Annotated in this window: 22 protein-coding genes; 11 read left to right on the top strand and 11 right to left on the bottom strand. The window is 43.1% G+C overall.

Annotation, left to right across the window (positions count from 1 at the left end):
• Window positions 1-74: 74 nt before the first annotated feature.
• A complete protein-coding gene (locus J4N43_RS06965; protein ID WP_005377191.1) occupies window positions 75-935 on the bottom strand; it encodes an AraC family transcriptional regulator in 861 nt (286 codons plus the stop codon).
• Window positions 936-1,544: 609 nt separating this feature from the next.
• Window positions 1,545-1,958: a YscW family type III secretion system pilotin gene (locus tag J4N43_RS06960; protein WP_158159680.1), complete on the bottom strand. Its 414-nt coding sequence runs from the start codon at window positions 1,956-1,958 to the stop codon at window positions 1,545-1,547.
• Window positions 1,959-2,346: 388 nt separating this feature from the next.
• Between J4N43_RS06960 and exsC the strand changes: the two genes are divergently transcribed.
• Window positions 2,347-2,793, top strand: coding sequence for a type III secretion system regulatory chaperone ExsC (gene exsC, locus J4N43_RS06955; RefSeq protein ID WP_005377174.1), 447 nt, complete (start codon window positions 2,347-2,349; stop codon window positions 2,791-2,793).
• 8 nt (window positions 2,794-2,801) lie between these two features.
• Window positions 2,802-3,107 (top strand): T3SS regulon translocated regulator ExsE2, encoded by a 306-nt coding sequence (gene exsE2, locus J4N43_RS06950; RefSeq protein WP_158159681.1) that lies wholly within the window; start codon window positions 2,802-2,804, stop codon window positions 3,105-3,107.
• Between the two features lie 126 nt (window positions 3,108-3,233).
• Here the strand turns inward: exsE2 and exaC are convergent, their stop codons facing one another.
• A complete protein-coding gene (gene exaC / locus J4N43_RS06945; protein WP_005377169.1) occupies window positions 3,234-4,754 on the bottom strand; it encodes an acetaldehyde dehydrogenase ExaC in 1,521 nt (506 codons plus the stop codon).
• Between the two features lie 239 nt (window positions 4,755-4,993).
• Between exaC and J4N43_RS06940 the strand changes: the two genes are divergently transcribed.
• A complete protein-coding gene (locus tag J4N43_RS06940) occupies window positions 4,994-6,760 on the top strand; it encodes a sigma-54-dependent Fis family transcriptional regulator (RefSeq protein WP_158159682.1) in 1,767 nt (588 codons plus the stop codon).
• Between the two features lie 61 nt (window positions 6,761-6,821).
• Here the strand turns inward: J4N43_RS06940 and J4N43_RS06935 are convergent, their stop codons facing one another.
• Window positions 6,822-6,959, bottom strand: coding sequence for a hypothetical protein (locus J4N43_RS06935; RefSeq protein ID WP_005377165.1), 138 nt, complete (start codon window positions 6,957-6,959; stop codon window positions 6,822-6,824).
• A 578-nt stretch (window positions 6,960-7,537) separates the two neighbouring features.
• Here J4N43_RS06935 and J4N43_RS06930 point away from each other — a divergent pair.
• Window positions 7,538-7,741, top strand: coding sequence for a hypothetical protein (locus J4N43_RS06930; RefSeq protein ID WP_053350329.1), 204 nt, complete (start codon window positions 7,538-7,540; stop codon window positions 7,739-7,741).
• A gap of 10 nt (window positions 7,742-7,751) precedes the next feature.
• Here the strand turns inward: J4N43_RS06930 and J4N43_RS06925 are convergent, their stop codons facing one another.
• From J4N43_RS06925 to zwf, 5 genes are all read right to left on the bottom strand, one after another.
• Window positions 7,752-8,279 carry a DUF1240 domain-containing protein gene (locus tag J4N43_RS06925; RefSeq protein ID WP_053350328.1) on the bottom strand — a complete coding sequence of 176 codons (528 nt, stop codon included), beginning with the start codon at window positions 8,277-8,279 and terminating at the stop codon, window positions 7,752-7,754.
• Window positions 8,276-9,130 carry a BAR domain-containing protein gene (locus tag J4N43_RS06920; protein WP_053350327.1) on the bottom strand — a complete coding sequence of 285 codons (855 nt, stop codon included), beginning with the start codon at window positions 9,128-9,130 and terminating at the stop codon, window positions 8,276-8,278. The genes J4N43_RS06925 and J4N43_RS06920 overlap by 4 nt, the downstream gene beginning before the upstream one ends.
• Before the next feature lie 197 nt (window positions 9,131-9,327).
• Window positions 9,328-10,776 (bottom strand): decarboxylating NADP(+)-dependent phosphogluconate dehydrogenase, encoded by a 1,449-nt coding sequence (gene gnd / locus J4N43_RS06915; protein ID WP_005377160.1) that lies wholly within the window; start codon window positions 10,774-10,776, stop codon window positions 9,328-9,330.
• A gap of 38 nt (window positions 10,777-10,814) precedes the next feature.
• Window positions 10,815-11,531, bottom strand: coding sequence for a 6-phosphogluconolactonase (pgl, locus tag J4N43_RS06910; RefSeq protein ID WP_005387158.1), 717 nt, complete (start codon window positions 11,529-11,531; stop codon window positions 10,815-10,817).
• On the bottom strand, window positions 11,528-13,030 hold the full coding sequence (gene zwf / locus J4N43_RS06905) for a glucose-6-phosphate dehydrogenase (RefSeq protein ID WP_017634563.1): 1,503 nt from the start codon (window positions 13,028-13,030) through the stop codon (window positions 11,528-11,530). The genes pgl and zwf overlap by 4 nt, the downstream gene beginning before the upstream one ends.
• 537 nt (window positions 13,031-13,567) lie before the next feature.
• Here zwf and J4N43_RS06900 point away from each other — a divergent pair.
• Together J4N43_RS06900 and J4N43_RS06895 are read left to right on the top strand one after the other, a co-directional pair.
• Window positions 13,568-14,533 carry a helix-turn-helix domain-containing protein gene (locus J4N43_RS06900; RefSeq protein WP_053350326.1) on the top strand — a complete coding sequence of 322 codons (966 nt, stop codon included), beginning with the start codon at window positions 13,568-13,570 and terminating at the stop codon, window positions 14,531-14,533.
• 99 nt (window positions 14,534-14,632) lie between these two features.
• Entirely contained in the window at window positions 14,633-16,768 is a 2,136-nt protein-coding gene (locus J4N43_RS06895; protein ID WP_053350325.1) for a TonB-dependent siderophore receptor, read from the top strand.
• A gap of 91 nt (window positions 16,769-16,859) precedes the next feature.
• On the opposite strand, the gene J4N43_RS06890 is transcribed toward J4N43_RS06895, so the two are convergent.
• Complete coding sequence (locus J4N43_RS06890) at window positions 16,860-17,546, bottom strand: response regulator (protein WP_017821355.1); 687 nt, start codon at window positions 17,544-17,546, stop codon at window positions 16,860-16,862.
• Window positions 17,543-19,162, bottom strand: coding sequence for an ATP-binding protein (locus J4N43_RS06885; RefSeq protein WP_017821356.1), 1,620 nt, complete (start codon window positions 19,160-19,162; stop codon window positions 17,543-17,545). Before J4N43_RS06885 ends, J4N43_RS06890 begins: the two co-directional genes overlap by 4 nt.
• Window positions 19,163-19,638: 476 nt before the next feature.
• On the opposite strand from J4N43_RS06885, the gene J4N43_RS06880 reads away from it, so the two are divergent.
• The 5 genes from J4N43_RS06880 (at window position 19,639) to J4N43_RS06860 (ending at window position 24,733) form a co-directional block, all read left to right on the top strand.
• Window positions 19,639-19,866, top strand: a complete 228-nt coding sequence (locus J4N43_RS06880) for a hypothetical protein (RefSeq protein ID WP_005377125.1) — start codon at window positions 19,639-19,641, stop codon at window positions 19,864-19,866.
• A 130-nt stretch (window positions 19,867-19,996) separates the two neighbouring features.
• On the top strand, window positions 19,997-21,412 hold the full coding sequence (locus J4N43_RS06875) for a TolC family protein (RefSeq protein ID WP_053306992.1): 1,416 nt from the start codon (window positions 19,997-19,999) through the stop codon (window positions 21,410-21,412).
• A gap of 3 nt (window positions 21,413-21,415) precedes the next feature.
• Window positions 21,416-22,396 carry an HlyD family secretion protein gene (locus tag J4N43_RS06870; RefSeq protein WP_005377122.1) on the top strand — a complete coding sequence of 327 codons (981 nt, stop codon included), beginning with the start codon at window positions 21,416-21,418 and terminating at the stop codon, window positions 22,394-22,396.
• Between the two features lie 22 nt (window positions 22,397-22,418).
• Window positions 22,419-23,585 carry an ABC transporter permease gene (locus J4N43_RS06865; RefSeq protein ID WP_053350324.1) on the top strand — a complete coding sequence of 389 codons (1,167 nt, stop codon included), beginning with the start codon at window positions 22,419-22,421 and terminating at the stop codon, window positions 23,583-23,585.
• On the top strand, window positions 23,582-24,733 hold the full coding sequence (locus J4N43_RS06860; RefSeq protein WP_053350323.1) for an ABC transporter permease: 1,152 nt from the start codon (window positions 23,582-23,584) through the stop codon (window positions 24,731-24,733). Before J4N43_RS06865 ends, J4N43_RS06860 begins: the two co-directional genes overlap by 4 nt.
• Window positions 24,734-25,012 lie beyond the last annotated feature (279 nt).

The raw sequence follows: 25,012 nt of genomic DNA, 5'->3' as shown, positions 1-25,012 counted from the left end.
ACACGATACATAATAGAATTTACACTGGTGAGTGACTTTCAAAATTAGTCAGAAAATTTTAGTCCCAAGTCATTTCATTTCGCGATAGCCACTTGATCGTCTCCCGAACGTACGCGGCTTGGGGTCGTTCCAAAACGACGACGGTAACTCTGCGTAAAGTAAGACTGGCTGGAAAACCCTGCCTCCATCGCCACATCTACAATGCTCATCTTGCTCGTCAACAGCAGTTTATGAGCATGCAGTAGTCGACGCTCACTGATCCAAGCTCTTGGAGAAATGCCATAGTGCTCATTAAAAAGCTCTTTAAAAGTGGTTAAGCTGGCACCAAACTCCTGCGCGTAGTCTGTCAACTTCCATTCTTTTAAGTAATGCTGTTCCATAAATCGACGTAACCGTTCCGACGTACGGTTTGTTTGTTGTGACAGCAACGCATACAGTGATTCTCCTCCTTTGCTGTGTAGCAAGAGAATGAGTAGTTCTTCGTATTTTAGGCACATAATGGCATCAGGGTACGCTTGTTGCTCAAGCGTCTGCATGCTGGAAAGCACTTGTTCAACGAGTATGTTCAAACCAAAAGTAAACAAACCAGAACAAACTTTGTCTACCTTAGGCAGCATCATCAAGAGATCACTGTGTTTTTGCAGCAACTGACTAACGAGTTCATTGTCGTAGGCAATAATCGACGCTTTGTATGCCCCATCTAGCGGAGAGTACTCTAACAAGTAATCTCCTTGGGATAGAAATACCCCATTTTCTGCAGCAACATCGATTGTGCAATCACCTGTTTGAACTCGAAGCTGACCATTGTGAACGACAACAATGTGAGACTGGTCTGAGTGAAATACTTCGTCAGATTTTTCATAGCAGGAAAAACTACGAATTTTTCGTGAACTCGAGTCGACCCTTTCTGAGTTTAGTTGGCCTGACACATCCATTTTCTACCCTTCATTATTTTGAGTTTCTCAGTGCAAATGTTGAGAAACTTTCAAAGCACTACTTTGATTGTTGTTATTTCTAAGTACTGCTGTATGAATTAAAGAAGCAAAGAAAAGAGCATAGAAGTTCTATCACTTACCATACCCCCCGAATAATTAGCGAATAACCCAAGCATTACCTTTACCTAAAGGTAAAAGTTTGACTTAGTAAATTTCTGCTGTCCGTCTTTATTATTTTTATCAGATAGCGTTTATCATTAGCCAAAACTTAAATATGATTTCGTTATTTAAGTTTGGTTGTTTTGTTATACATTAGAATACAATTAAATAGACTTCGGCATCGTTTCGAGAACAAAATTAAATTTCCAAAATCATAAAAATGTATGTTTTATAGCCTAAAACGCCAAGCCAACGTGTTCAAGGAGCGAGATATAATCATAAAAAATACTGTTTTTGCAACAAGTATGAGTCTAAAAAACAACTGACCCGATGACTTCAAAGTCATGTAATTAATGTTTATAAAAGACAACAAATCTTTCACAAAAGGAAAGATATGGTCTTTATTTTTATAAATTAGAAAATTCTAATAAAAATGTAGTACTTAAAATTTTATCTGTTTATTTTTGGAACAAGAATCAAGTTTTCTTGTTTATTTCCCTCCAAAAATAAATAGTTCTTTTCTTTTTCCGCAACGAGCTCACCGTTTGAATAAAGCTTTCCAATAATCTTCATTTTTCCTTCACCAGCTTGAATTGGTGCAATTAAAAACGAATACTGCACAGGCAACTGAACGCCTTGGTAGCTCTGAGATGCCGATTTAAGACATTGATTATAAACAACTTTACATATTTCCACTTCAAGAGAAGTAATCGAAGGTGGAAAGTAGCCGTCGACAGAAACCCAACCATAGACTGATGCCTGACTCTGTGTATCAAAGCCATCCACCCCATTGACGGACACAGTCTGACTGCACCCACTCAGTATGAATAACCCAATAAAACCAGCCCATATAGAATTGTTCATTATGACCCCATAAACGTATTTTATATAATCTAGCTCATTTGAAATTCACACAATTCTTTATGTAAAAATATAAAAGATCAACTTATATTTATACTACAAGCGGACAATAAATCGCATTTTTCAACAACACGTAGTTAACATGGACTGTAATTTCAAAAACAGTTTCTGCTCTCTTTCATTCTTTCCTTAATTGAAGTTCATTAGAGAAAAATGATATTCATATATCTCATTACCTTTAAGATATGCATCTGAACACATTTAATTTTGCCGTTCTATTTCTCTCAACACATTTAAAAGCCAAAATATAATAACAACCGACTAATATTGATAAACATGAAGAGATACATCTAATATTTTCCTTGATAAAATTTCAAAAGGGACTATTCCTATGTCAGCACGCCAAACTATCGATGAGATTTTGCTAAAGTTTGCTCATCAAATAGGCTTGCCTGCACTGCATCTAACGGAAAATGAAGTAAGCTTAGCCTTTGATGATAATCTAAGGGTGCATATCATCTTTCATCCTGAATCGACAACTTTGCAGCTCGAAGCTGAGATTGTTGGCCTTCAAATTGTAAATTCCGATCTCTATCGCTCTTTCTTGGCCTTTAATTATCACTGGCCTGAGCACCAGTTATTTTTTAGTTTAGATAACCACCGACATGTCCTATGTTTAAACCGACTCATTAACATTAGGCGACTGGATTACGAATATTTTGAAACAGCTTTAGCAGAATTGCTGACGCACAGCGAGTCGTGGGAAGCGTTATTGTCTTCTCATGTAACCATTGATGAGGCACCACCGATGCCACAAACTTTAGACTTGAGAGTTTAGGTGTCTTTATGTCCAATGACATCCAATCCACATACACCAATTCATCGGTTCATGACGTTCAACAAGCGCAGCAAAGTGATGCAGTGCCGCAAGGAACGTTTCATGGCCGTAAAGTCACCCTACTCTCCTCATTAGAAAGCAGTATGACGCGAACAAGCTCTAAAAGAGAGCTTGGTGAATGTTTAAATCAATTTGCCAGTCTCGAATCTTGCAATCGCGTTTTGGACTTTGATCCACAACTCAATATTGACAAGCAAAACGCCGCCGTAGAAAAGCTTATGGAACGAAAAGTAGCGATAATTCAACGTTCCTGATATCACAATATAAGCAGGTTAAACATCTAAGTTAACCTTCAGCCGACAAGCTCACGCTAATAAAAAACCCCGAAGATTCGGGGTTTTGATTCATACTGCTTTTTCTTTATTAATTACTTAGTTTCACTAGAAGAAGCCTAACGGGTCGATGCTGTAGCTAATCAGCAAGTTCTTAGTATTCTGGTAGTGATCCAGCATCATCTTGTGCGTTTCGCGCCCGATACCCGATTTTTTGTAACCACCGAACGCTGCGTGTGCAGGGTAAGCGTGGTAACAGTTAATCCAGATTCGACCAGCTTCAATATTACGGCCCATACGATATGCGACGTTCGCATCACGTGTCCAAACACCTGCGCCTAAGCCATATTCGGTGTCGTTTGCGATTTCCAACGCTTCAGCCTCATCTTTGAATTTGGTGATAGCAATCACTGGGCCAAAGATTTCTTCTTGGAAGATTCGCATCTTGTTGTGGCCTTCCAACATGGTTGGCTGAATGTAGTACCCCTGGTTGATAGACTCTGGCTGTTCTGACACTCCACCACCAAAGACCACTTTTGCGCCTTCTTCACGGCCGATTTCCAGGTAACTTAAAATCTTATCAAACTGTTCTTGAGAAGCCTGAGCACCGACTTGAGTATCGGTATCGAGCGGATTACCTTGTTTAATCAGCTGTGCACGTTCCGTCAGTTTCTCTACAAACTTGTCATAAATCGCTTCATGAACCAGTACGCGAGATGGACAAGTACAAACTTCACCTTGGTTGAAGAAACCAAGTAACGTACCTTCGATACACTTATCAAGATACTCATCTTCGTAATCGAAGATATCTGAGAAGTAGATGTTTGGAGATTTACCACCTAACTCAACTGTCGATGGGATCAAGTTGTCTGCTGCACATTTCAGAATGTGGTTGCCAACTTGCGTAGACCCGGTAAACGCGAGTTTCGCAATGCGGTTGCTGGTTGCTAATGCTTGACCCGCTTCAGAACCATATCCGTTTACAACGTTGATGACACCAGGAGGAAGAAGGTCACCGATTTTTTCCATCAGAACCAGAATGGATGTTGGGGTTTGCTCTGCTGGCTTCAATACCACACAGCAACCCGCCGCTAGTGCCGGTGCTAGTTTCCAAGCCGCCATCAACATTGGGAAGTTCCACGGAATAATTTGACCAACCACACCAATCGGTTCTGGGAAGTGGTAGCTTGCGGTGTGCTCATCTAGTTCTGCCGCACTGCCTTCTTGTGCGCGAATACAGCCAGCGAAGTAACGGAAGTGATCCACTACTAAAGGTAAATCTGCCGCCAGGGTTTCGCGAACTGGTTTGCCGTTTTCCCAAGTTTCTGCAACTGCAAGCTCTTCTAGATGCTGCTCAATACGGTCAGCAATTTTCAGCAAGATGTTCGAACGTTCTGTCACGCTAGTTTTGGCCCATTTTGCTCTGATGTTGTGCGCGGCATCCAGTGCTAAATTAATATCTTCCTCGCCAGAGCGAGCAACTTTACAATACGCTTGTCCGTTGATTGGTGAGATATTGTCAAAGTACTCACCACCCGTTGGTTTTACCCATTCCCCACCGATAAAGTTATCGTAATGCGATTTAAAGTTAACAATGGCATTTTCACTACCTGGCTGTGCATAGATCATAACTCTTCCTTTTGTTTCTCGTTCAATGTGTTATTGCAGTGTCGTATCGCACTGTTCACAAAGAGCATTACGCAAGTCACACGCCAACTACACCACACTTGTTGTTAATTAAATGTAAAACTATGATTACCAAGCGATAACAAACCAAGTGAGCGACGTTTGAGCGGATGTATGGTGTGAACACCAATGTTCAAGTGTTCCAAAATGGCACACCCTCACTGTGACAAAATGGTACAGTCATGGAACTTCAACATATTAGCGATAACAATTGGCTTTCAACTTCATGGGTCAGAAGTGAACAAGCGGGTTTAAAACAGCGTCGACGCCCTGAAGATATTCGAGTAACGCCAGCAACGCTCCAAGATAGGCGTCACCAACTCAACTTTTTGCTAGAGGCAATCACTCAATTTGCGCTCCCTTTGTTTAATCAGCTATTTGCTCATAGCGACAGTCGCTTAATTTTGACGGATTCAGACGGTGTCATCATCGGCAGTTGGGGACAGCCTAGATTTCGTGAAAAGTTAACGGAAATCTCGCTAAGCTCTGGTGCATGCTGGCAAGAAAAGGTCAAAGGCACCAACGCGATTGGTACAGCCTTGGTTGAAGCAAAGCCCGTTTCTGTTATTGGTGATCAGCACTTTATCCAACACCATCGTTTTATTAGCTGTTCGGCTAATCCTATTTTCGATCATCTTGGTAACCTCATTGGCGTATTAGATATTACGAGCGAGCAAAAGAGACATGACTTCTCAACGCAAGTACTAGTACAAAACATGGTCCAGCAAGTGGAGAATCAACTACTTAACTTGATTCCACAAGGGCATATTCGTGTGGATTTAGCGTGCGAAAAAGGTTTACTGAATAGTGGTTGGCAAGGAATTATCATTGCAAATGAAGACGGACAAGTTTTGGCTCACAATCAAGTAGCCTCTCAACTTTTTGCGCAAAAAAATATCATTGGGCAATCCTTAGACGACATTCTATCCACTCGGGGAAATGAGCACCCTTTCGTTTTCAAAACAAAACCGCTTACCGATAAAGATAGCAAGGTCAAGTCTCGTGCTGTAGCGGCGTCCAATGATCTTCATTATGGCGACTCCGCTGTTGAGCACTGTTGGCAGCAAGCCAATCGCGTCATCGATAAAGACATCAGTTTGTTGATTCTCGGAGAGACTGGTGTTGGCAAAAACGAGTTTGTGAAAGCACTCCATAAAAACAGCCAGAGAAAAACGGGACCGTTAGTTTCCGTCAACTGCGGAGCGCTACCAAAAGATCTGGTTGAATCTGAATTATTTGGCTACGTAGCCGGTGCCTTTACTGGCGCAAACAGCAAAGGCTATCAGGGAAAAATTCGCCAAGCACACAAAGGGATTTTGTTTCTAGATGAAATCGCAGATTTACCCTTGGAAGCTCAAAGCCGATTGCTCCATGTATTGCAAGATAAAACCGTGCTTCCCGTGGGTTCCAACCAAAGCATTCAAGTCGATACGCAAATCATTGCAGCCACGCATAAAGATCTGGAACATTTGGTCAGCGAAGGATTGTTCCGCCAAGATTTGTATTATCGCCTTAATGGCTTGATCATTGAGCTACCTCGCTTTGAGGAACGTGATGACAAACGACAACTGATTGAGAACATTCATCGGCGTCACGCCGAATCTGAACAACAGCTTTGCCCTCACCTACTTTCTCTGATGCTGTCTTACTCATGGCCAGGAAATTTGCGTGAACTCGATAGTTTAATCAAAGTATCCGCCTTAATGGCGCAAGGTGAAGAAATATTGGAACTCACACACGTCCCAGCCCACCTAAGTAAGAAACTCAGCCAAGCTCAAGAAGGGGCAGCATCCGCTGAACCAACTTCAGAACTGCGTGCAACCGTCGAAGATAAGTTGCTCAAAACATATCAAGCCAACCAGGGGAACATTAGCAAAACGTCTCGTATGCTTGGTGTGAGCCGAAATACCATTTACAGAAAGTTGAAAAGCCTTGGCATATTAAGTTAATTCTACGACCTCAGATACAAAAAGAGCACCGTTGCGGTGCTCTTTCTCTTTGAAACCTAGCTTACAGGCCGCCTTGTTGTTGTGCCTGTTTTACTAATGCCTGACGTTGAGTTTCCTTCTCAGAGATCACTTGATTGTCCTTGTGCATTTCCTGTTCCAATTCTGCTGGAATGAAAACAAAGTACTTGTTAAGAGTCATCTTAGAGCCTCAATTTGCTGTGTTAATTACCTTCTTGGTCGACGTAAACAAAACCAGAAAAACATGTTTTACTGGATCCTTGTTGCTAGTTTCAAAAAATAAAGGATGTTCATATAGTAAACATCCTCCATGTGGGCGCTAATTATAGGCGTAGTTTAAAGGCTTACCTAGCACTCTTTTTCACCTTTTATGCAATCTGAGTTTCGATCGAAAAACGGGTTTAATTGCCCGTAGTTACTAAGGTATTGTTAAACAGAGAAAAAAGCTTTTACTGTAACTGACGACAGGGATGAGCTTACGAGTGTAGGTTCACTTGCAATTGTGTATCGTAGAGTTCGAATACGATAATAATAACGCTACATGCCCTTAATCTGCGTAGTTAAAAACTTTGAAGTGATAGACAACCGAAGTCATATCTGTGCAACTCAGTTTAACGATTTGTCTACCAGTTCAATATTTCACCTTTTTTGAGAAATCTTTAGCCACTTTTTTGTGTGAAACGCCCCAAAAGAGCAGACAATTAAAAGTGTGGCATATGACCACAATTGTCTATCCCCACTTAGCTTCGGGAGGCGTTTATGAAAAGTAACAAACTTGGCCATGTGATGTCTTTCAGCAGGATGTTTTCCTTCATTGCATTCTTGACGGCCACATTCGCATGGATTCTCAGCATGTACGCCCTATTCACTGTTTCTTTAGTGGCTCTTGTGATCAGTGCAATTCTTTACCTAAAAGACAGGTTTTATCAAAACAAGAAAACGACCACTGAAAAGAGCGCCTAGGCGCTCTTTTCTATTGAATGTCATTTCTATGTGACTTGATATAGTTATCAATCCGTTCGAGTTCGTGAAAATAACCATACATACCAATACGATTAATTTCTGGTTCTATACAGTATTTTTCTTCTTTTACCATAGCTTCTACAAACATTCCGCTTGATGCAATTGTGAAAGGTGGACATGTCAAGTAACCGTTGGTTTCGGCAATATTTTGCAGTCGTCCGAACTCCCAAAGTCTTCCAGGAATAGCAACTAGCAAAGCAAGTACAGTTGCAAAACCCATCCATTTGATCGATACACTTGAAGATTTAAAAATAACACGAGAAGCTATAAATACACTTAAAGTCGGAGCTAGAATCAGGCCACTAACACTAATCACATGAGACGTACTTAAATATATGACTAAAAAGTTACTATTTATTTGATGTTGGAGAGACTCTAATGTTAAATACTCATACAACCGATAACTTGAGTACGCACTCAAGGTAATACATATTACCAAAACGAAAGCTGAATGCGCCGGGTGCTTCTGTTCTATCATAAGAAAATAGCCTTGGTGGTAGCACGCTTAAGTTGACTTATAGATTTGCGTCTCACAATGTCTTCATTGATTTCGTCAATTGCTTGTATAGCCCTCTTCTCAAAGTGCTCATCGATAGCCGCAATAACTTTTTCTTTCAATTCGAGCTTTCCTTCCAAAGAATTTAGCACCTCTCCAACTAATAAAGCAGCAACAATACCAACTCCAATAGGTAATAATACGACTCCTGTAGCACCTATAAAATAAGCTCCTGCTAAGTATCCAATTGTCGCTGAAATTGAAGCTTTTATAACGTCAGAACTCACATTGACAACCCAATTACTGAACAAATAATCTTTTTTAAATGCAAGCTCTAGAGTTCGATAGGGGACTGAATAAATAATTGTGAGAAACACTCCACCTTTAGCACTCACTTTCAGACCAGCTTGTCCTATTCCTAAAGCCAAAATGTTGGCATTGTTCAAAAGGTAACGTGTGCCTTTTACTATACTTCTGAGTCTGTGGTTGCCTTTAAAGGTGATGTAACTTTTAGAACCATTCCTAGTTATCTCATATTTCCCGATTATCGTCCCTCCTTTATGAAGGTCTTCTGCGAGTATATAGAATGCGGCAATATCATGTAATAAACTTCCCCTCGAGCTAACAAACTCAGCAACTTTCATAGATGCTGCAAGATCCTTAACTTGTTCTTCACTTAATCCTTTGAATCTTTTTTCAAATATCCAAAGATCAACGAGGCCTCTGCTATCTAATACATATATATCTACTTCATTTTCTTCAATTTTCTTTAAGCAACCATTTCTTTTAACTTTATTTCTTTTACTCAAACACTGAAACTTATCGGTGGTCATCTCCACTATTCCTTAGACTTTTTAACTCGGCATATTCTAATCGGAAGAAAAAAACCTGCTCTCCCATTTCTGAGAAGTGCGTGACGAATCAACGTTTAATGTAACTTTTAAATCTACCAATATCTTACAGACACAAAAAAGGATGCCACTTGGGCATCCCTTTACATCTTTATATTTAGTCGGTTTACTTAAAACGATTACACGTCGTAAGTTGTAGACGCTGTGTCGCCGCCTGTACCAGTCCAGTTAGTGTGGAAGAATTCACCACGTGGACGGTCAATACGCTCATAAGTGTGAGCACCGAAGTAGTCACGTTGAGCTTGAAGCAGGTTCGCTGGTAGACGAGCAGTTGTGTAACCGTCTAGGAAAGATAGCGCAGAAATCGTACATGGCATTGGGATACCAGATTCTAGAGACTTCGCTGCTACTTTACGCCATGCTGCTAGGCTGCCTTGTAGGATATTTTTGAAGTACTCATCAGAACCTAGGAATGCGATGTCTGGGTTCGCTTCGTACGCATCACGGATGTTGCCTAGGAACGCAGAACGGATGATACAACCACCACGCCACATTAGGGCTACATTACCGTAGTTTAGGTCCCAACCGTTTTCGTTAGACGCTTCGCGCATTAGCATGAAGCCTTGAGCGTAAGAGATGATCTTAGAAGCTAGTAGCGCTTGACGTAGTGCATCAACCCACTCTTGCTTGTCGCCTTCAACTGGTGTGATTGTCTTGCCGAATAAAGACTCAGCTTCAACACGTTGGTCTTTCAGTGCAGATAGACAACGAGAGAATACAGACTCAGAGATAAGTGTTAGTGGAATACCTAGGTCTAGTGCGTTAATACCAGTCCATTTACCAGTACCTTTTTGGCCTGCTGTGTCTAGGATCTTCTCAACGAGAGGCTCACCGTCTTCATCTTTGTAGCCAAGGATGTCAGCCGTGATTTCAACAAGGTAGCTGTCTAGTTCAGTCTTGTTCCAATCAGCGAATACTGCTTGCATCTCGTCTGCAGACATACCAAGACCGTCTTTCATGAACTGGTAAGCTTCTGTGATTAGCTGCATGTCACCGTATTCGATGCCGTTGTGTACCATCTTAACGAAGTGACCTGCACCGTCGTTACCAACCCAGTCACAACATGGCTCACCAGCGTCAGTTTTCGCAGCGATACCTTGGAAGATAGGCTTAACCGCTTCCCATGCTTCAGCAGCACCGCCAGGCATGATAGATGGACCAAAGCGCGCACCTTCTTCACCACCAGATACACCAGTACCGATGAAGTGGATACCTTTTTCACGTAGTGCAGCAACACGACGGTTTGTATCTGGGTAGTTTGTGTTACCACCGTCAATAATGATGTCGCCTTTGTCTAGCAGAGGTACTAGCGCTTCGATGAACTTGTCTACAACGTCACCAGCGCGAACCATCAACATTACTTTACGCGGCGTTTCTAGCTTCTCTACTAGTTCTTCTAGAGAGTATGCACCGATGATGTTCGTGCCTTTTGCTGGACCTTCCAGGAACTCGTCTACTTTAGCAGCAGTACGGTTGTGAGCAACCACTTTAAAACCGTGATCGTTCATGTTTAGGATAAGGTTTTGACCCATTACTGCTAGGCCAATTACACCGATATCACCTTTCATTGTTTCTCTCCAATTTTATTTCATCGACGAGCAGCGTCTTAAGCAATTTTTGCTGCCGCGTCTAAATCTAAATACCATTCCGTTAGGCCCGATTTCGCTTGAATCTTAGCCGCTGGGTATGGCAGTGCGTGTGCTGGTGAACTGTTAATTTCTTCAACAATGTCCGCTTTTCCTGCACCAAGCACTAAGTAACTAATGCGTTTCGCTGCTTCTAATACGCGTGCGGTTTTCGACACACGAAGTTGGCCCGATTCAGGATGCGACGCCACAAGAGATAGGTTCGCATCATCATAATTCGTTTGGCCAGGGAACAGAGAAGCTGTATGACCATCTGCACCAACGCCTAATAAGATCCAGTCAAACACAGGTGTGCCGTTTTCATTCGGGATTACCTCTGCCATCTCTTTTGCAAAGCGCTCGGCTTCTGCTTTAGGCTCATCTTCGCCACGGATGCGGTGAATGTTTTCTGCAGGAATATTTACTTGGCTAAACAACAACGTGTTCGCTTCACCGTAGTTGCTTTCTGCATCGTCAGGGGCAACACAACGTTCGTCACCCCACCAAAAGTGGAGGTTTTCCCATTGAATGGAGGTTGCGTAAGCCTCTGAAGCCAGTAGTTTAAACAGCATTTTAGGAGTGCTGCCGCCAGAAAGAGAGATGTGAACAGGTCTGCCCATTTCGCTAAACGCTTTCATATCGTTAGCTAGGCTTTCAACTACCTGTTCTGCTGTTTGGTAGATCTTATGGTTGATCATAGTTCACAGTAATCCGTATCTGTTAAGTTTTTACATGGGAAACGCCAAGCGCGGCCATCACGCTGTAACAAGTCATCTGACTCTTTAGGTCCCCAAGTGCCGCATGCGTACCCGAAGAGGGATTGTGGATCTTGCTTAAAATCTAAGATTGGCTGTACGTATTGCCAGCACGCTTCCACCGCATCACTACGTGCAAATAGCGTAGCATCACCATTCAAAGCATCAAGCAGAAGACGCTCGTATGCCGTTAGCATTTGCGTTTCTTGCAGGTCAGCGTAATGGAAGTTCATTTTCACTTCCTTCGCTTCAAAGCCTGCGCCTGGCTCTTTCAAGCCAAAGCTCATTTGAATGCCTTCGTCTGGTTGAATACGAATGATCAGCTTGTTTTCTGGTGCGTTTTGACCAAACACAGGATGCGGTGTTTGTTTAAAGTGGATAACCACCTCAGTAACGCGTGTTGGAAGACGCTTACCAGTACGCACGTAAAATGGCACGCCATTCCAACGCCAGTTGTTGATGTACGCTTTCAAACCGATGTAAGTCTCTGTACGAGAATCGTCTGCAACTCCCGGTTCTTCACGGTAGCCGCGTAGGCTTTGCCCACGAACTTCAGACGCCGTGTATTGGCCTAATACTAGATCGTTGCGCAGAGCGTTTTCGTCTAATGGCTTTAGGCATTGAAGCACTTTTACCACTTCATCACGCATCGAGTCTGCATTGATTTGCGCTGGTGGTTCCATACCTACCATTGCTAATACTTGTAGCAAGTGGTTTTGGAACATGTCGCGCACAGCACCAGAGTTGTCGTAGTAACCACCACGCTCCTCTACGCCAAGGAATTCTGCGCCTGTGATTTCAACGTAATCAATGAAGTTACGGTTCCAAAGCGGCTCAAACATCGCATTAGAGAAACGAAGCACAAGTAGGTTTTGTACCGTTTCTTTACCTAAGTAATGGTCAATTCGGTAGATTTGATGCTCTTGGAAGTGCTCGTGAATTTCTTTGTCCAGAATACGCGCCGATTCAAGGTCATAACCGAATGGTTTCTCAATGATCAGGCGTTTCCAGCCATCCTCTTCACTGTTAAGACCATGTGCTGCAAGACTTGCAGGGATCACACTGTACAAACTTGGTGGGGTTGCTAAGTAAAAAAGCGTATTGCGTTGCTCGAATTGATATTCGTCAGCAAGTTGGTCTAAGCGAGAAGATAGCTTACCGTAATCTTGTGTGTCAGAAGTATTAATTGCTTGGTAGTGCAGATGGTTAATAAATGCATCAAGCGTTTCTGGCTCAGTCTTTTCCATTTCCTGAAGCGATTTTTTCAGCTTCGCGCGGTAAGACTCATCACTGTATTCAGTGCGACTTACCCCCAGAATGGCAAAATTCTCTGGAAGCTGCTTGTTCGCGTAGAGGTGGTATAAAGCAGGAATGAGCTTACGGTACGTAAGGTCACCTGAAGCACCAAAAATAACGATGCTGCTGTTTTCTGGTATTACCATCATCTTTCCCTTAAAAACGAGGTACTTATTGTGTGCCCGGATACGGCTAGAGAATGAGCCAACCCTATCAATGGCACCTCAAAATAGAAAATTGGTCTTACCTATTACGTTGATAGGTAAAGTCTATGGGCCCAAAGAACCTCAAGAAGTTGCATTTCCGATTCTTGGAAACACGACGTATTGAGGTCATTTAAGTCACTTATGTCTCAAAAGTACACACTGTACTCGCTGGAGGAGAGTCCGACACGGGGCAATATTGTCTACGACTATTTGATTTACATCAACACTTGCCAGTGCAAACGTTTAAATAAGTTGCACAAAACGTCATAAGCGATTGTATTTTATTGATAAAAAAAGTTTCATCTGAACGCTACAAAATTTAAGCAAAAACTCTAATATGGGTAAAAATTACTCATACTTGCAATCCATTACAGTTTTATCGTGATCTGTGTTACTTACTTTTTATTTCATCATCCTATTGATAATGATACTCAATTAAAGATAATGAAATCACTATTAATGTGAAAGTAGAACGCCATGAAATCAAGCGCCATTAACCCACATCCCATTAACCGAATACAATCGGTGCTTGACTACATTCACACCAACTTAGACAGCACTCTGAGCGTAGATGAAATATCAAAAGCAAGTTGTTGGTCGCGCTGGCAACTGCAACGCGTATTTCAACAACACACTGGCGTATCCGTCGCTCACTACATCAGAGAGCTTAAACTTAGCCTTGCGGCTGAGCGCTTAATCCATACTTCTGACCGCTCGTTAGATATAGCGATAGAAATGGGATTTACATCTGAACACGCATTTAGCCGAGCGTTCAGGAATATGTTTTCAAAAAGCCCCCGCGAATATCGAAAAACGCAACAACTCTCCGGGTTGAGGCAACCTTTGACGCTGCGTAAGACACCAGAAGAAGAGAAAAAACATCAGCGCTTTATTGAAGTTCGAATAGAAACAAAACCGGCTTTTGAACTTGCTGGTTATCATGAACCTATTCACGGATTGTTTTCCGCTACGCCCGATTTCCAATCCAAAGTACCGTCACTTTGGTCACGTCTTTATTCATCTGAAAACCTTAATAATTCGGAAAGTACTTACTTTGGCGTGATTGATGTGACGCAAGCGTATTCAAACAACCAACAACTTGAGTATTGGGCAGGTTATGAGTGCAGTCCAACAGCAAACGCACCAAGATCAACGAACTCTTCCAACTCGGGGTTAGACCTCTTGGCTGTTCCTGAGCAAACCTACGCCGTCATTACACACATAGGCAAAGCATCAGAGCTCGCCTCAACGCTGGAATGGTTTATTTTACATTGGCTACCCTACTCTAATTATCATGCTATCGATGGTTATGAGTTAGAGCTTTATCCAGAAGGTTATGATGTTGATAGCGAACAAGCACAAATGCAGTATTGGATTCCTGTCGAGCCAAACGACTCGCTATCTTTAAAACCTAAGAACAGAAGAATAAGTTCCAAAGATTAGTGTTTTGCACCAAATTGTTAACTTTTCCTATTTCTTTGAATATAGAATACAAATAACAATCATTATCAATAAATAGAAAAAGTAGTGGAATTTATAAATATGGAAAGTCCGATTCGATTTCATCGTTCAGCGGTTGCTATCGTCGTATCCGCATTGCTCGCTGGCCACGCCAATGCGACTGAGAGCGTATCCCAACACGAAACGATTACGGTGCTAGGAGAAACATACCGAAACACCGCAACTAAAACCGTTTTAGAACCGGAGGAAACACCGCAAGCGATCACGGTAATCACTAAAGATGACATGGACCTACGCGGCGTAAACTCGGTGAGCGAAGCATTACGTTATGCGCCTGGCGTAAATACAGAATTGCGTGGTGGTGCCGTTTCCCGACTTGACCTATTCAATATTCGTGGTTTTATTAACTACACCAACTTTTATGATGGTCTTCCTTTGCTGTACAACGGTTGGAACCTTCAACCGCAGGTCGATTCCGTTGCTCTTGAGCAAATCGAGGTTTTTAAAGGGCCAACGTCTGTTCTTTACGGCAATATTCCACCAGGAGGTATGGTCAACATTATCGCCAAGGCGCCTCAGTCAACACCCTCGCACTCTGTCTCGATTAGTACTGGGACTAACAACCTAAAAGAACTGACGTTCGACACCACAGGACAAATTGGTGATTCTAATGTGGATTACCGTATCGTCGGCCTGGCAAAACAGCGAGATGGTCAAGCCGATACGTCTGAAGATGAACGTTATGTACTCGCCCCATCTTTCAATTGGCAAGCGACAGAAAGCACATTAGTGAACGTGAATGTTTACTATCAAAATGATCCATCAGCAGGTATCTACACGACTGTGCCTGCATCTGGCTCAGTGATTAAAAACCCACTTGGCTCGATGTCACCAAGCACTTATTTAGGGGATGAGGACTGGAACACTTACGAACGCGAAGTTCTGATGATGGGTTACAAAGTCCAACACGACTTTAACAACAATTGGCAATTTCTACAGAATGCCCGCTACATGACCGCCGATGCCTATCAGGAAAACACATATAACGGTGCACTTGAAGCGGATAACCGTACCGTTGGTCGAAATGCCTATTTAACCGATGAAAAGTCCAAATCCTTTGTGATTGACAACCAACTATCGGGCTACATTAAAACAGGAAATTTTGAACATAACTTATTGTTCGGGCTTGATTATCAGTATCTAGACTCAGATGTAAAATACAAAGACACGCTTGGGTATTCGCTAACTCAGGACATTTTTAATCCTGACCACAACAGCATTGATCGTAATGCACTGAATTTCCAATACAAACAAAACTTGGATATCAAAACGAAGCAGATTGGCGTTTATTTCCAAGATCAAGTTCGTTACGACCAACTTGTAATGATTGCAGGTCTTCGTTGGGATAAATACGATTCAAATACAGACGCCGTTAGCGATTATCTAGGAACAGTATCCAACAGCAAGGAAGAGTTAGACGATACCAACGTATCTTTCCGAGTCGGTGGTTTGTATGAGCTAGACTTTGGTCTCTCGCCATATCTTACTTACTCGGAAAGTTTTGAGCCAATTGCGGGTGCCGACTCTTCTGGTAAAGCATTTGAGCCATCAACCGGTCATCAATGGGAGTTAGGCTTTAAATACGCCCCATTATCTGGTGATATCTCAGGTAACTTAGCACTCTTCCATATTACGAAGAAAAACGCGATCTTGACCGATCCGAATAATCCATATGCACCGAACTATCAAGCGGGCGAAGTGGTATCACAAGGTATTGAACTTGAGGCGAAATGGCAAGCCACAGCACAAGCTGATTTCACTCTAGGCTATACATATACCGATATGGAGATTACCGAGGACAGTTATTACAACCAAGAAGGTAAAACGCCGGTTTGGGTACCTGAGCAAACGGCCTCTCTATGGGCCAATTACTTCTTTGAAGGAAATCTTTCAGGCCTTCGTACCAGTGCTGGCGTTCGCTATGTCGGAGAAGCACAAATTGATGCACAGAATAGTCAAAAAGTACCGGACTACACCTTGTTTGATTTAGCAGCAAGTTACGATTTCTCAACGGTATCTGAATCAATGAAAGGGGCTAGCGTCACGCTTTCTGCAAGCAATCTATTCGATAAAGAATACTATTCTTGTTACGACAAAAATAACTGTTGGTTTGGCGCTGAGCGCTCTATCGAAGCGAAGTTAGAATACAACTTCTAACCTCTTAGAACGGAACAGCAGTAATTTGTAAAGCGATGGTTTCTACAATAAGCCATCGCTTTTTATTTTGCATAGAGCATCAATATAAACGCTACCGCGTCACTTTTTTATAGCACCTTTCTGGCCTACCTACCGACCCATAGTTTAAATCAGCCTCTAGTTCTCCAGTACTGATAAGAAACTCAAGATAACGTCTAGCGGTTGTTCGGCTCACTCCGATTTTTTCACCTGCCTCATCAGCGGTCAGCGCACTGCCATTTGGGAACAACTCTCTGATCTTGTCTAGGGTTACACCATCAATCCCTTTTGGTAATCGGTTCGGCAAGTTGTCTTGATTGGCGTGAGACTGCAGCATTTTATCAACGAGGTTCTGATCCAAACTCTCTACGATGTCTAGTTGTTGGCGTTGGGACACATACTTTTTCAGTGCGGCATCTAAACGTGGAAACATCACTGGTTTTAACAGGTAATCGACAACGCCACCCCTCATCGCCTGTTGTAACGTATCGACATCCCTTGCGGCTGTAATCAAAATGACATCACACGTTTGGTTACTTGCACGCAGTGTATTTAGTATCTCAAGCCCTGTGCCATCGGGAAGATAGACATCCATCAATAGTAAATCTGGCTTAAGAATGTCGAGTTGCATTTCCGCTTCCATTCTCGTGGTCGCAATTCCGACCACTTCCAAACCTGTCAGTTGGCTTAAGTATTTGTGGTGCAGCTCAGCAATAGCCAGATCATCTTCAATGATCATTACGCGAGTCGCCATACTCATAATTGTTCTTCCTTGGGTAAGTACACCGTTATTCTTGTCCCATAATTTTTATTGGGTATCATCTCAACATGGCCGTGATATCGAGTAGCAAGCTGATTGACAAGGTGCAACCCAACACCTCGATTTTGACGAGATTTCGTTGAAACGCCTTTTGTAAATAATGTTTGTGGATCCATTGTTTTTGGGAGGCCACAACCATGATCTATCACCTCAAGTATCACTTCATTTCCGTAATCGCTAACGGACACATCAATGTTTCTGCGTTCTGACGCAACATTTGATTCATCGCGAATGGAAGTTAACGTGGCATCGAAAGCGTTATCAATCAAATTACCCAAAATTGTGACAAGGTCTTCCGAATTTAGCCACTCAGGTAGGGGCTCCAGACGACTGCCTTCCTCAACCACCAGTTGTAAGCCTAACTCGCGAGCACGTTCAGTTTTTCCAAGCAACATACCTGCAATTAGCGGGTCCTTAACGGTATCTCTTAAAAACTCAATCATTGCTTGATAGTGTGCGGTTTCTTGTCCAATTAACCTTTGCACCGCATCAAGCTCACCCATTTGTACTAGCCCACTAATGGTGTTGAGCTTATTGCGATGCTCATGGGTTTGCGAACGTAACAAATCTGCATATTCCTTGGTTTGTGATAGCTGCTCGGTTAGATCATTGATTTCATCCCTTAAACGGAAACTCGATACCGCCCCCACGATTTTTCCATCAACATAAATTGGAGAGCGATTTGCAATCAGGCGCTTATGATTAAGGAATATTTCAATATCATGATCTTCCTGCCCGCTTTCTAACACTGTATATAGATCGCTATCACGCAGCGTATCAGTCAAAGGTTTATTGAGCGCTGATTCTCTATCAATACCGAGAATCTGGCAGGCACTACGATTTATCGAGCGAAGTATCCCTTGGGCATCAATGCTTAACACGCCCTCTTTGATAGTGCTCATCGTCACTTCTAATTCGCCGTACAACCGCCCTATCTCTTCAGGCTCAAAGCCTAAAATGGCGCGCTGAAACTTTCTCGACGCATAATTGGATACAACGGCATTAGCGACGACAACTACGATGACCATTAAAATCAAAAAGGCCAAAAATGGTTCGATGCGGTCTTGCAGTCGGTCGAGCAAATAGCCAACTGAAACCACACCAATAATGTTCCCTTGCTCGTCAAAAATCGCAGCTTTACCACGAACTGAATAACCTAACGAGCCCTGTGCCGTCGAAACATAAGACAACCCCTGTTCTAGCGCTCGACGATTGTCGCCACCTCTCATTGGCTTGCCCAACCGCTCATCAACAGGGTGGATTAAGCGTACTCCCTTATGGTCGCCAATAACGATGAATGCAGCACCTATGGCTTCGGTTAATTCTCTAAAGCGAAGTTGGTATGGCTGGGGGTTTTGGGTTTCGATCATTTCACGAACAACCGCTGAGTCCGCTAAAAAACGGGCAACACCCAGTGCTTTTTCTCCCATTTCTTGCTCTTGATTGATTTTGAGATAAGTGAACCCTGCGGCGACAAGCAATAACAGCTCTATCAACCCCGATAGCGTCATGATAATGAGCATCCGCTTACGAAAGCTGATGGTTTTCCAACTCATTGATACATCCTTGTGATTCACTCTTGAGCGTAACGTTAACACTCAGTTAACAGCATGACGTTGTCGCGGTGATAAATCTGTGAGGAAGACAAGCAAACCGCAGAGTTTACGGTTAATTAATCGACGAGCTGAAACATAAAATTACAACCATTCACCAAATTTAGCATTCCTCTCTGATACTCAATTCCATACATAAATTGCCCTTAAAATCATGATCGTGATCACATCGATTTTAGCGGTTTTTGAGGCGTTTTTAGACTTTACAACGTATAATTTTTAATCAACGAAACCAATGAGAGTTTCGGTTTGAAAGCAGTGAAGCTGGAAGTCTATTAAAAGCTCAACATTGATGTCAGTGGTTTGGACACAAATAAAACAAAATACAAATACTGACTATATGACAAACACTTAGACACCATCTGAAAACTGGAAAACTATAAACAGAGGTGCATTTATAGTTAGAAGGAACACCAAACATGGAACGCGATACCTTTGGAATATGCCTGAATAAGGCGATGCTGTCAGAGAATATGTATTCAACATTTACACACGTCAGGGCTTATGAAAAAAACGGAGGCGGTACTTCTGATCTCAAAGTCCTGTTATCATTCCCTCAAATGAGCGGAAAAGATCTATTGAATACGATGCGAGGTTCTCGTCAGCTCGAGTGGAGAGCGGAGTTTCACTGTCCATATACGAAATAAATTTGTAACATCTCCCGCGCCCAGCACAAATATAACTGGGCGCATACTACTGCCCAATTTTCCCTCCTACTTAACACGCAGTTACGAATCCTTTATATTAGAGCTAATACTCTACGACAAAGCAGCCATTATGAAAAAAACAGGAAAGTTTTGGATATTGGGCTTACTTAGCAGCTCGATTTCCCTTGCCTGTCATGCGGCACCGATCACTTTTGATACCGCATGGCAGCTATTGCTAGAAAACAACTATTCTCTTAAAGCTCAACGCTCAAACGTCGAGAACTACCAATACCAAGAGAGTGCCACCAGCAATCTCAACTTACCTCAGGTGACTATTGGCGCGAATTACACGCGTTTAGATACCGATATCACGCTTTCGGGAAAACAGATCCTAGACAGCACAGGAGCACACATTAACGTACCTCCTGCTTTTCAGCCTATTTTTGGTGCCTTAGCTAATACCACTTCGACCATAACCGAGCGCGATATTTTCTCTTCGTCTATTCGTGCCATTTGGCCAATTTTTACTGGTGGTCGAATTTCTGCGGCTCAATCAGCAGCAGAAGGCAAAACGGATGAGGCGAAAAGTCAGCTTCTAATGGAACAACAAGCGCGTTTTGAAGATTTATCGAAGTACTACTTTTCTGTCGTACTGGCAAAGGAAGTACTCGCAACGCGGCAAGCGGTTGAAGCAGGGCTAAAAAAGCATCGAGATTTTGCCATTAAGCTTGAAGAGCAAGGACAAATCGCGCACGTTGAGCGCCTGCAAGCCGAGGCTTCTTTAGATAAAGCATCCGTAGAAACACGTAAAGCTGCCAGCGATTTGAGTATCGCTCAGGCTGCATTAGGTAAATTACTCGCACAAGATGACGCCGTAGAGCCCGCTGAATCTTTGTTTATCAACGACAGTCTTCCCCCTCTTAGCGCTTTTGTCGATCAAACGTTGCTTACCTATCCGGGGTTAGAACTTCTGAGCGCTAAACACAAACAAGCCTCTAGCTTAATCAAAGCAGAAAAAGGGAAATACTACCCTGAAGTTTATCTTTACGGCGACTACAGCTTGTATGAAGACGATTCTCTCGCAAGCCAAATGAAGCCTGACTGGTTAGTTGGTGTTGGTGTCAGCATTCCACTGATTGAATCATCAGGGCGAAGCGAAAAAGTCAAAGCCGCTCAAAGCGTCGTCTCGCAGGTCGACTCATTAAAGTCCCAAGCCAAACAAGACTTATCGCTGTTAGTCCAAAAGACATACTTGGAGGCTCAGCAAGCCATTGATGAAGTACAAGGGCTCGCATCTAGCATTGAACTCGCTAACGAAAACCTGCGCTTGCGTGAAAAAGCATTTACTCAGGGTCTGTCGTCTTCTCTGGATGTTGTGGATGCACAACTTTATGTCGCGAGTATAGAAACTCAGCGTTCAGCGGCGCGTTTCCGCTATTTAATATCTTTAACCAAGCTACTCGCATTGAGCAGTGAAATGAACAGCTTCGAACAATATCAAAATACCGCTTATATCCCTGCTTCAACATCCAAAGAGGTGAAATAAATCATGGCAGCTAAATCACTAAAACCCGTTTTACTCTCACTTTGTGCTTTGGGTGTTGCCTCTTGGGTTGGGTATCAATTTTACCAAGCCTATCAACCGGAACCGATCCGCTTACAGGGATTAATTGAAGCCCAGCAATACAGCATTTCCTCAAAAGTCCCAGGGCGTATTGATGAGGTAATGGTACGTAAAGGCGACGATGTAGAGAAAGGTCAGCTTATTTTTACCCTTCATAGTCCTGAAATTGAAGCGAAGTTAGAACAAGCAAAAGCAGGTGAAAAAGCGGCGGACGCCTTAGCTCAAGAAGCTGAGAAAGGCGCACGTGAGCAACAAATCCAAGCAGCAAAAGATCAGTGGATGAAAGCCAAAGCCGCTGCGAATTTAATGGAAAAAACCTACAATCGTGTAAATAACCTTTATAACGATGGCGTGGTTGCAGAACAAAAACGCGATGAAGCTTTAACTCAATGGCAAGCAGCGAAATACACAGAAAGTGCCGCGTTTCAAATGTACGAAATGGCAAAAGAAGGCGCTAGAAGTGAAACCAAAGTGGCTGCGGCGGAAAAAGCGCGCATGGCATCAGGTGCCGTAGCCGAAGTAGAAGCGTACGCGAAAGATACTCAGATCTACAGCTGGTTCGACGGCGAAGTCTCTCAAGTTCTACTTCAAAGTGGTGAATTAGCACCTCAGGGCTTCCCGGTTGTTACTGTGATAGATACAGAAGATGCCTGGGCGACACTTAATGTGCGTGAAGATTACCTTCAACACTTTAAAAAAGGAGCAACCTTTGATGCCTATTTGCCTGCCTTAAACAAAAATGTTGAGTTCAAAGTAACGCATGTTGCCGTTATGGGTGACTTTGCAACGTGGAGAGCAACCGATGCTTCTCAAGGTTTTGATCTTCGTACCTTTGAAGTAGAAGCTCGTCCAGCTCAACCCGAACCTGAACTGCGTATGGGAATGAGTGTTGTCGTTGAACTTTAATCACAACCACTAGGTTAATGCTATGACGATTAAGATTTCACAGCGGCATATCTTACGACGAGACAAGTGGTTGCTTTCGTGCCTTACTTGGATACCGATTTTGCTCGCGATGATGATTTGGGGAGTGTTCTCTGCGGGCATTGCCCGGGATCTGCCAATCGGTGTGGTTGATCTACAACATTCCCAACTTTCTCGAAAGCTCATTCAATCTTTGGATGCGTCGTCGAGTCTGGCTGTTAACTATCACTACACCAGTGCAAGCGAAGCAAAAAATGCGATGATTGAAGGCGATATCTACGCTTACGCGGTCATCCCATCTAAGTTCGACCAAGATATTCTCCAGCACCGCCAACCTCAACTTTCTGTCTTTTACAACAGTCAGTACATTTTGGTAGCGAAACTGATCAACTCTGCCGTTGCGCAAGCACAAGGCTATTTCGACGCTCAGGTTGAAGTAATGGGAAACTTGGCTAAGGGTAACACCACAACGTTAGCAGCGGCTGGACAGGCTGTACCCGTGTCGACACAAATAACCGCATTATTTAACCGTAACAATAACTACGCACAATTTTTGGTAACGGCTATCGTGCCAGCCATTTGGCAAATATGTATTGTAGTAAGCACTATTTTGATTCTTGCCGCGCACTTTCGCATTTATGGTGGAAAGAATAGCTTTGCATTTTTGGGCGAAAAGCCATACGCCAGGCTCACTACCTTATTAAGTCAGTACATTCCGGTCTTTATGGCGCAAGGTGCGTTGTTCTTGTACTGGTTTTATTCCGTGCTTGATTGGCCAATGGAAGGTAGTTTTGTGGTTATGCTATTAGCACAATTGGCGACGGTTATCGCCTGTATCATTATGGGAGCGTTGTTCTTCTTCTTGTCGATGGATCCTGCACGTGCGATGAGTTTTGCTGGCGCGTTTACGGCTCCAAGTTTCGCGTTCATGGGAATTACATTCCCAGTTTCTGACATGAACACGCTCGCTTATGCATGGCGTTCATTATTGCCGATTACCCATTACATTGAAGTACAAGTGAGCCAAGCAAACTATGGAGCATCGGCCGCACAATCTTTAAGCTCGCTATGGCCTATGATTGGTTACGTTGTGCCTCTGCTCATCACCGCAGCCTTGATGGGTAAACATCTAACAGCTTCATCAACACGCCAAGCGAAGGAGGCGGTATGACATTGTGGCAACTGATTAAAGCGGAATTTAAGGCCGTTCTAACCAATCCAGTCGTTACGTTGACCGTGTTTGGTGGTGTCGTATTTTACTCGTTTTTATACCCTTTGCCTTATGCACAACAAACGCCTCGTGAACAACCAATCGCGATTGTTAATCTAGATGGTAGTCAGACGAGTTTAAAGCTGGAACGTATGGTTGATGCCACCCCACAAGTCAACGTAGTCACTCGACTTCATACGATTGCCGATGCAAAGCAAGCATTTTTACAACGAGAGATCACCGGTTTTTTAGTCATACCGGAACACTTTTACAAAGACCTAATGCTAGGTAAAAGCCCGACTCTAGCCTACGCTGCGGACGCCTCGTATTTTCTCGTGTACGGAACCGTGGTAGAAGGATTGGCCCAAGCTGGAGGCACATTAGGGGCCCAAGTGAAAGTCAGTAAAATGGTGATAGATGGTGTGCCCATGAGTATGGCTAGCCATAATTACTCTGCTATCAAGCTTAATATGAAGCCGACGTTCAACCCAACCATGGGTTACATCGAATACGTAGTGCCGGCAGTATTTGTTCTGATTTTACAACAAACGTTGATCATGGCGGTTGGATTACAAACGGGAACACAGCGTCATGGTCGTGGCTATTGGTCACAAGTATCCACGGGATCGCTGCTGCTTGTGAGAACGTTAGTATTTGTGGCAATTTATTATTTACTCGGCGCCTATTATTTTGGTTTTAGCTTCGAACGCTTAAACGTAAACCATATCGCCAATGCGGGCGAATTGCTGGCTATGTTGTTCCCGTTCCTTTTAGGTTGTTGCGGACTAGGCTTCTGGCTAGGTTACTTATTACCTCGGCGTGAACTTGTCACCTTAGTCGTCTTAGTGAGCTCTATGCCGCTCATTTTCTTGGCTGGTTTTATTTGGCCAATTGAAGCCATACCTACTCCCTTATTATGGATTGCTGATTTAAGCCCAAGCACTTGGGCGATAAAAGCTTTCTTAGCGCTAAACCAAATGGGGGCAACCTGGCAACAAGTCGCTCCACATTGGACGGCGCTTTGGGCACTCACCGTGCTTTGGGGTAGCGTTGCGTACTGGATTGCTAAGCGAAGTAACAAGCCAGTTGTAACAGAGAGCTTGGGGTGACAGCTGACATTTTCTATTACTATAAAAAAAGCCGGGTAACTAAACCCGGCTGAAAATCTGCGTCCTTGCAGCGGACATATGGTAAAAACACTTTTTGCTCTGGGCTTACCCATTGAGCGAGATTAGATTAAGCCAAAAAGTATGGATTCCATACTCTCATATAGAGGGTCATATCCTTCCAATAGACATTAGTCTTCGCTAGAAAGATAACGTTTTTCAGACACAAAAAAACAAGACTCACATTGAGTCTTGTTGTTGATAGGGATGAGCAAGATACAT

It is taken from the genome of Vibrio sp. SCSIO 43009 (assembly GCF_023716525.1).
Classification (GTDB): domain Bacteria; phylum Pseudomonadota; class Gammaproteobacteria; order Enterobacterales; family Vibrionaceae; genus Vibrio; species Vibrio alginolyticus.
Note: the sequence above shows the minus strand (reverse complement) of the source record. Positions and strands in the feature narration are given on the sequence as shown.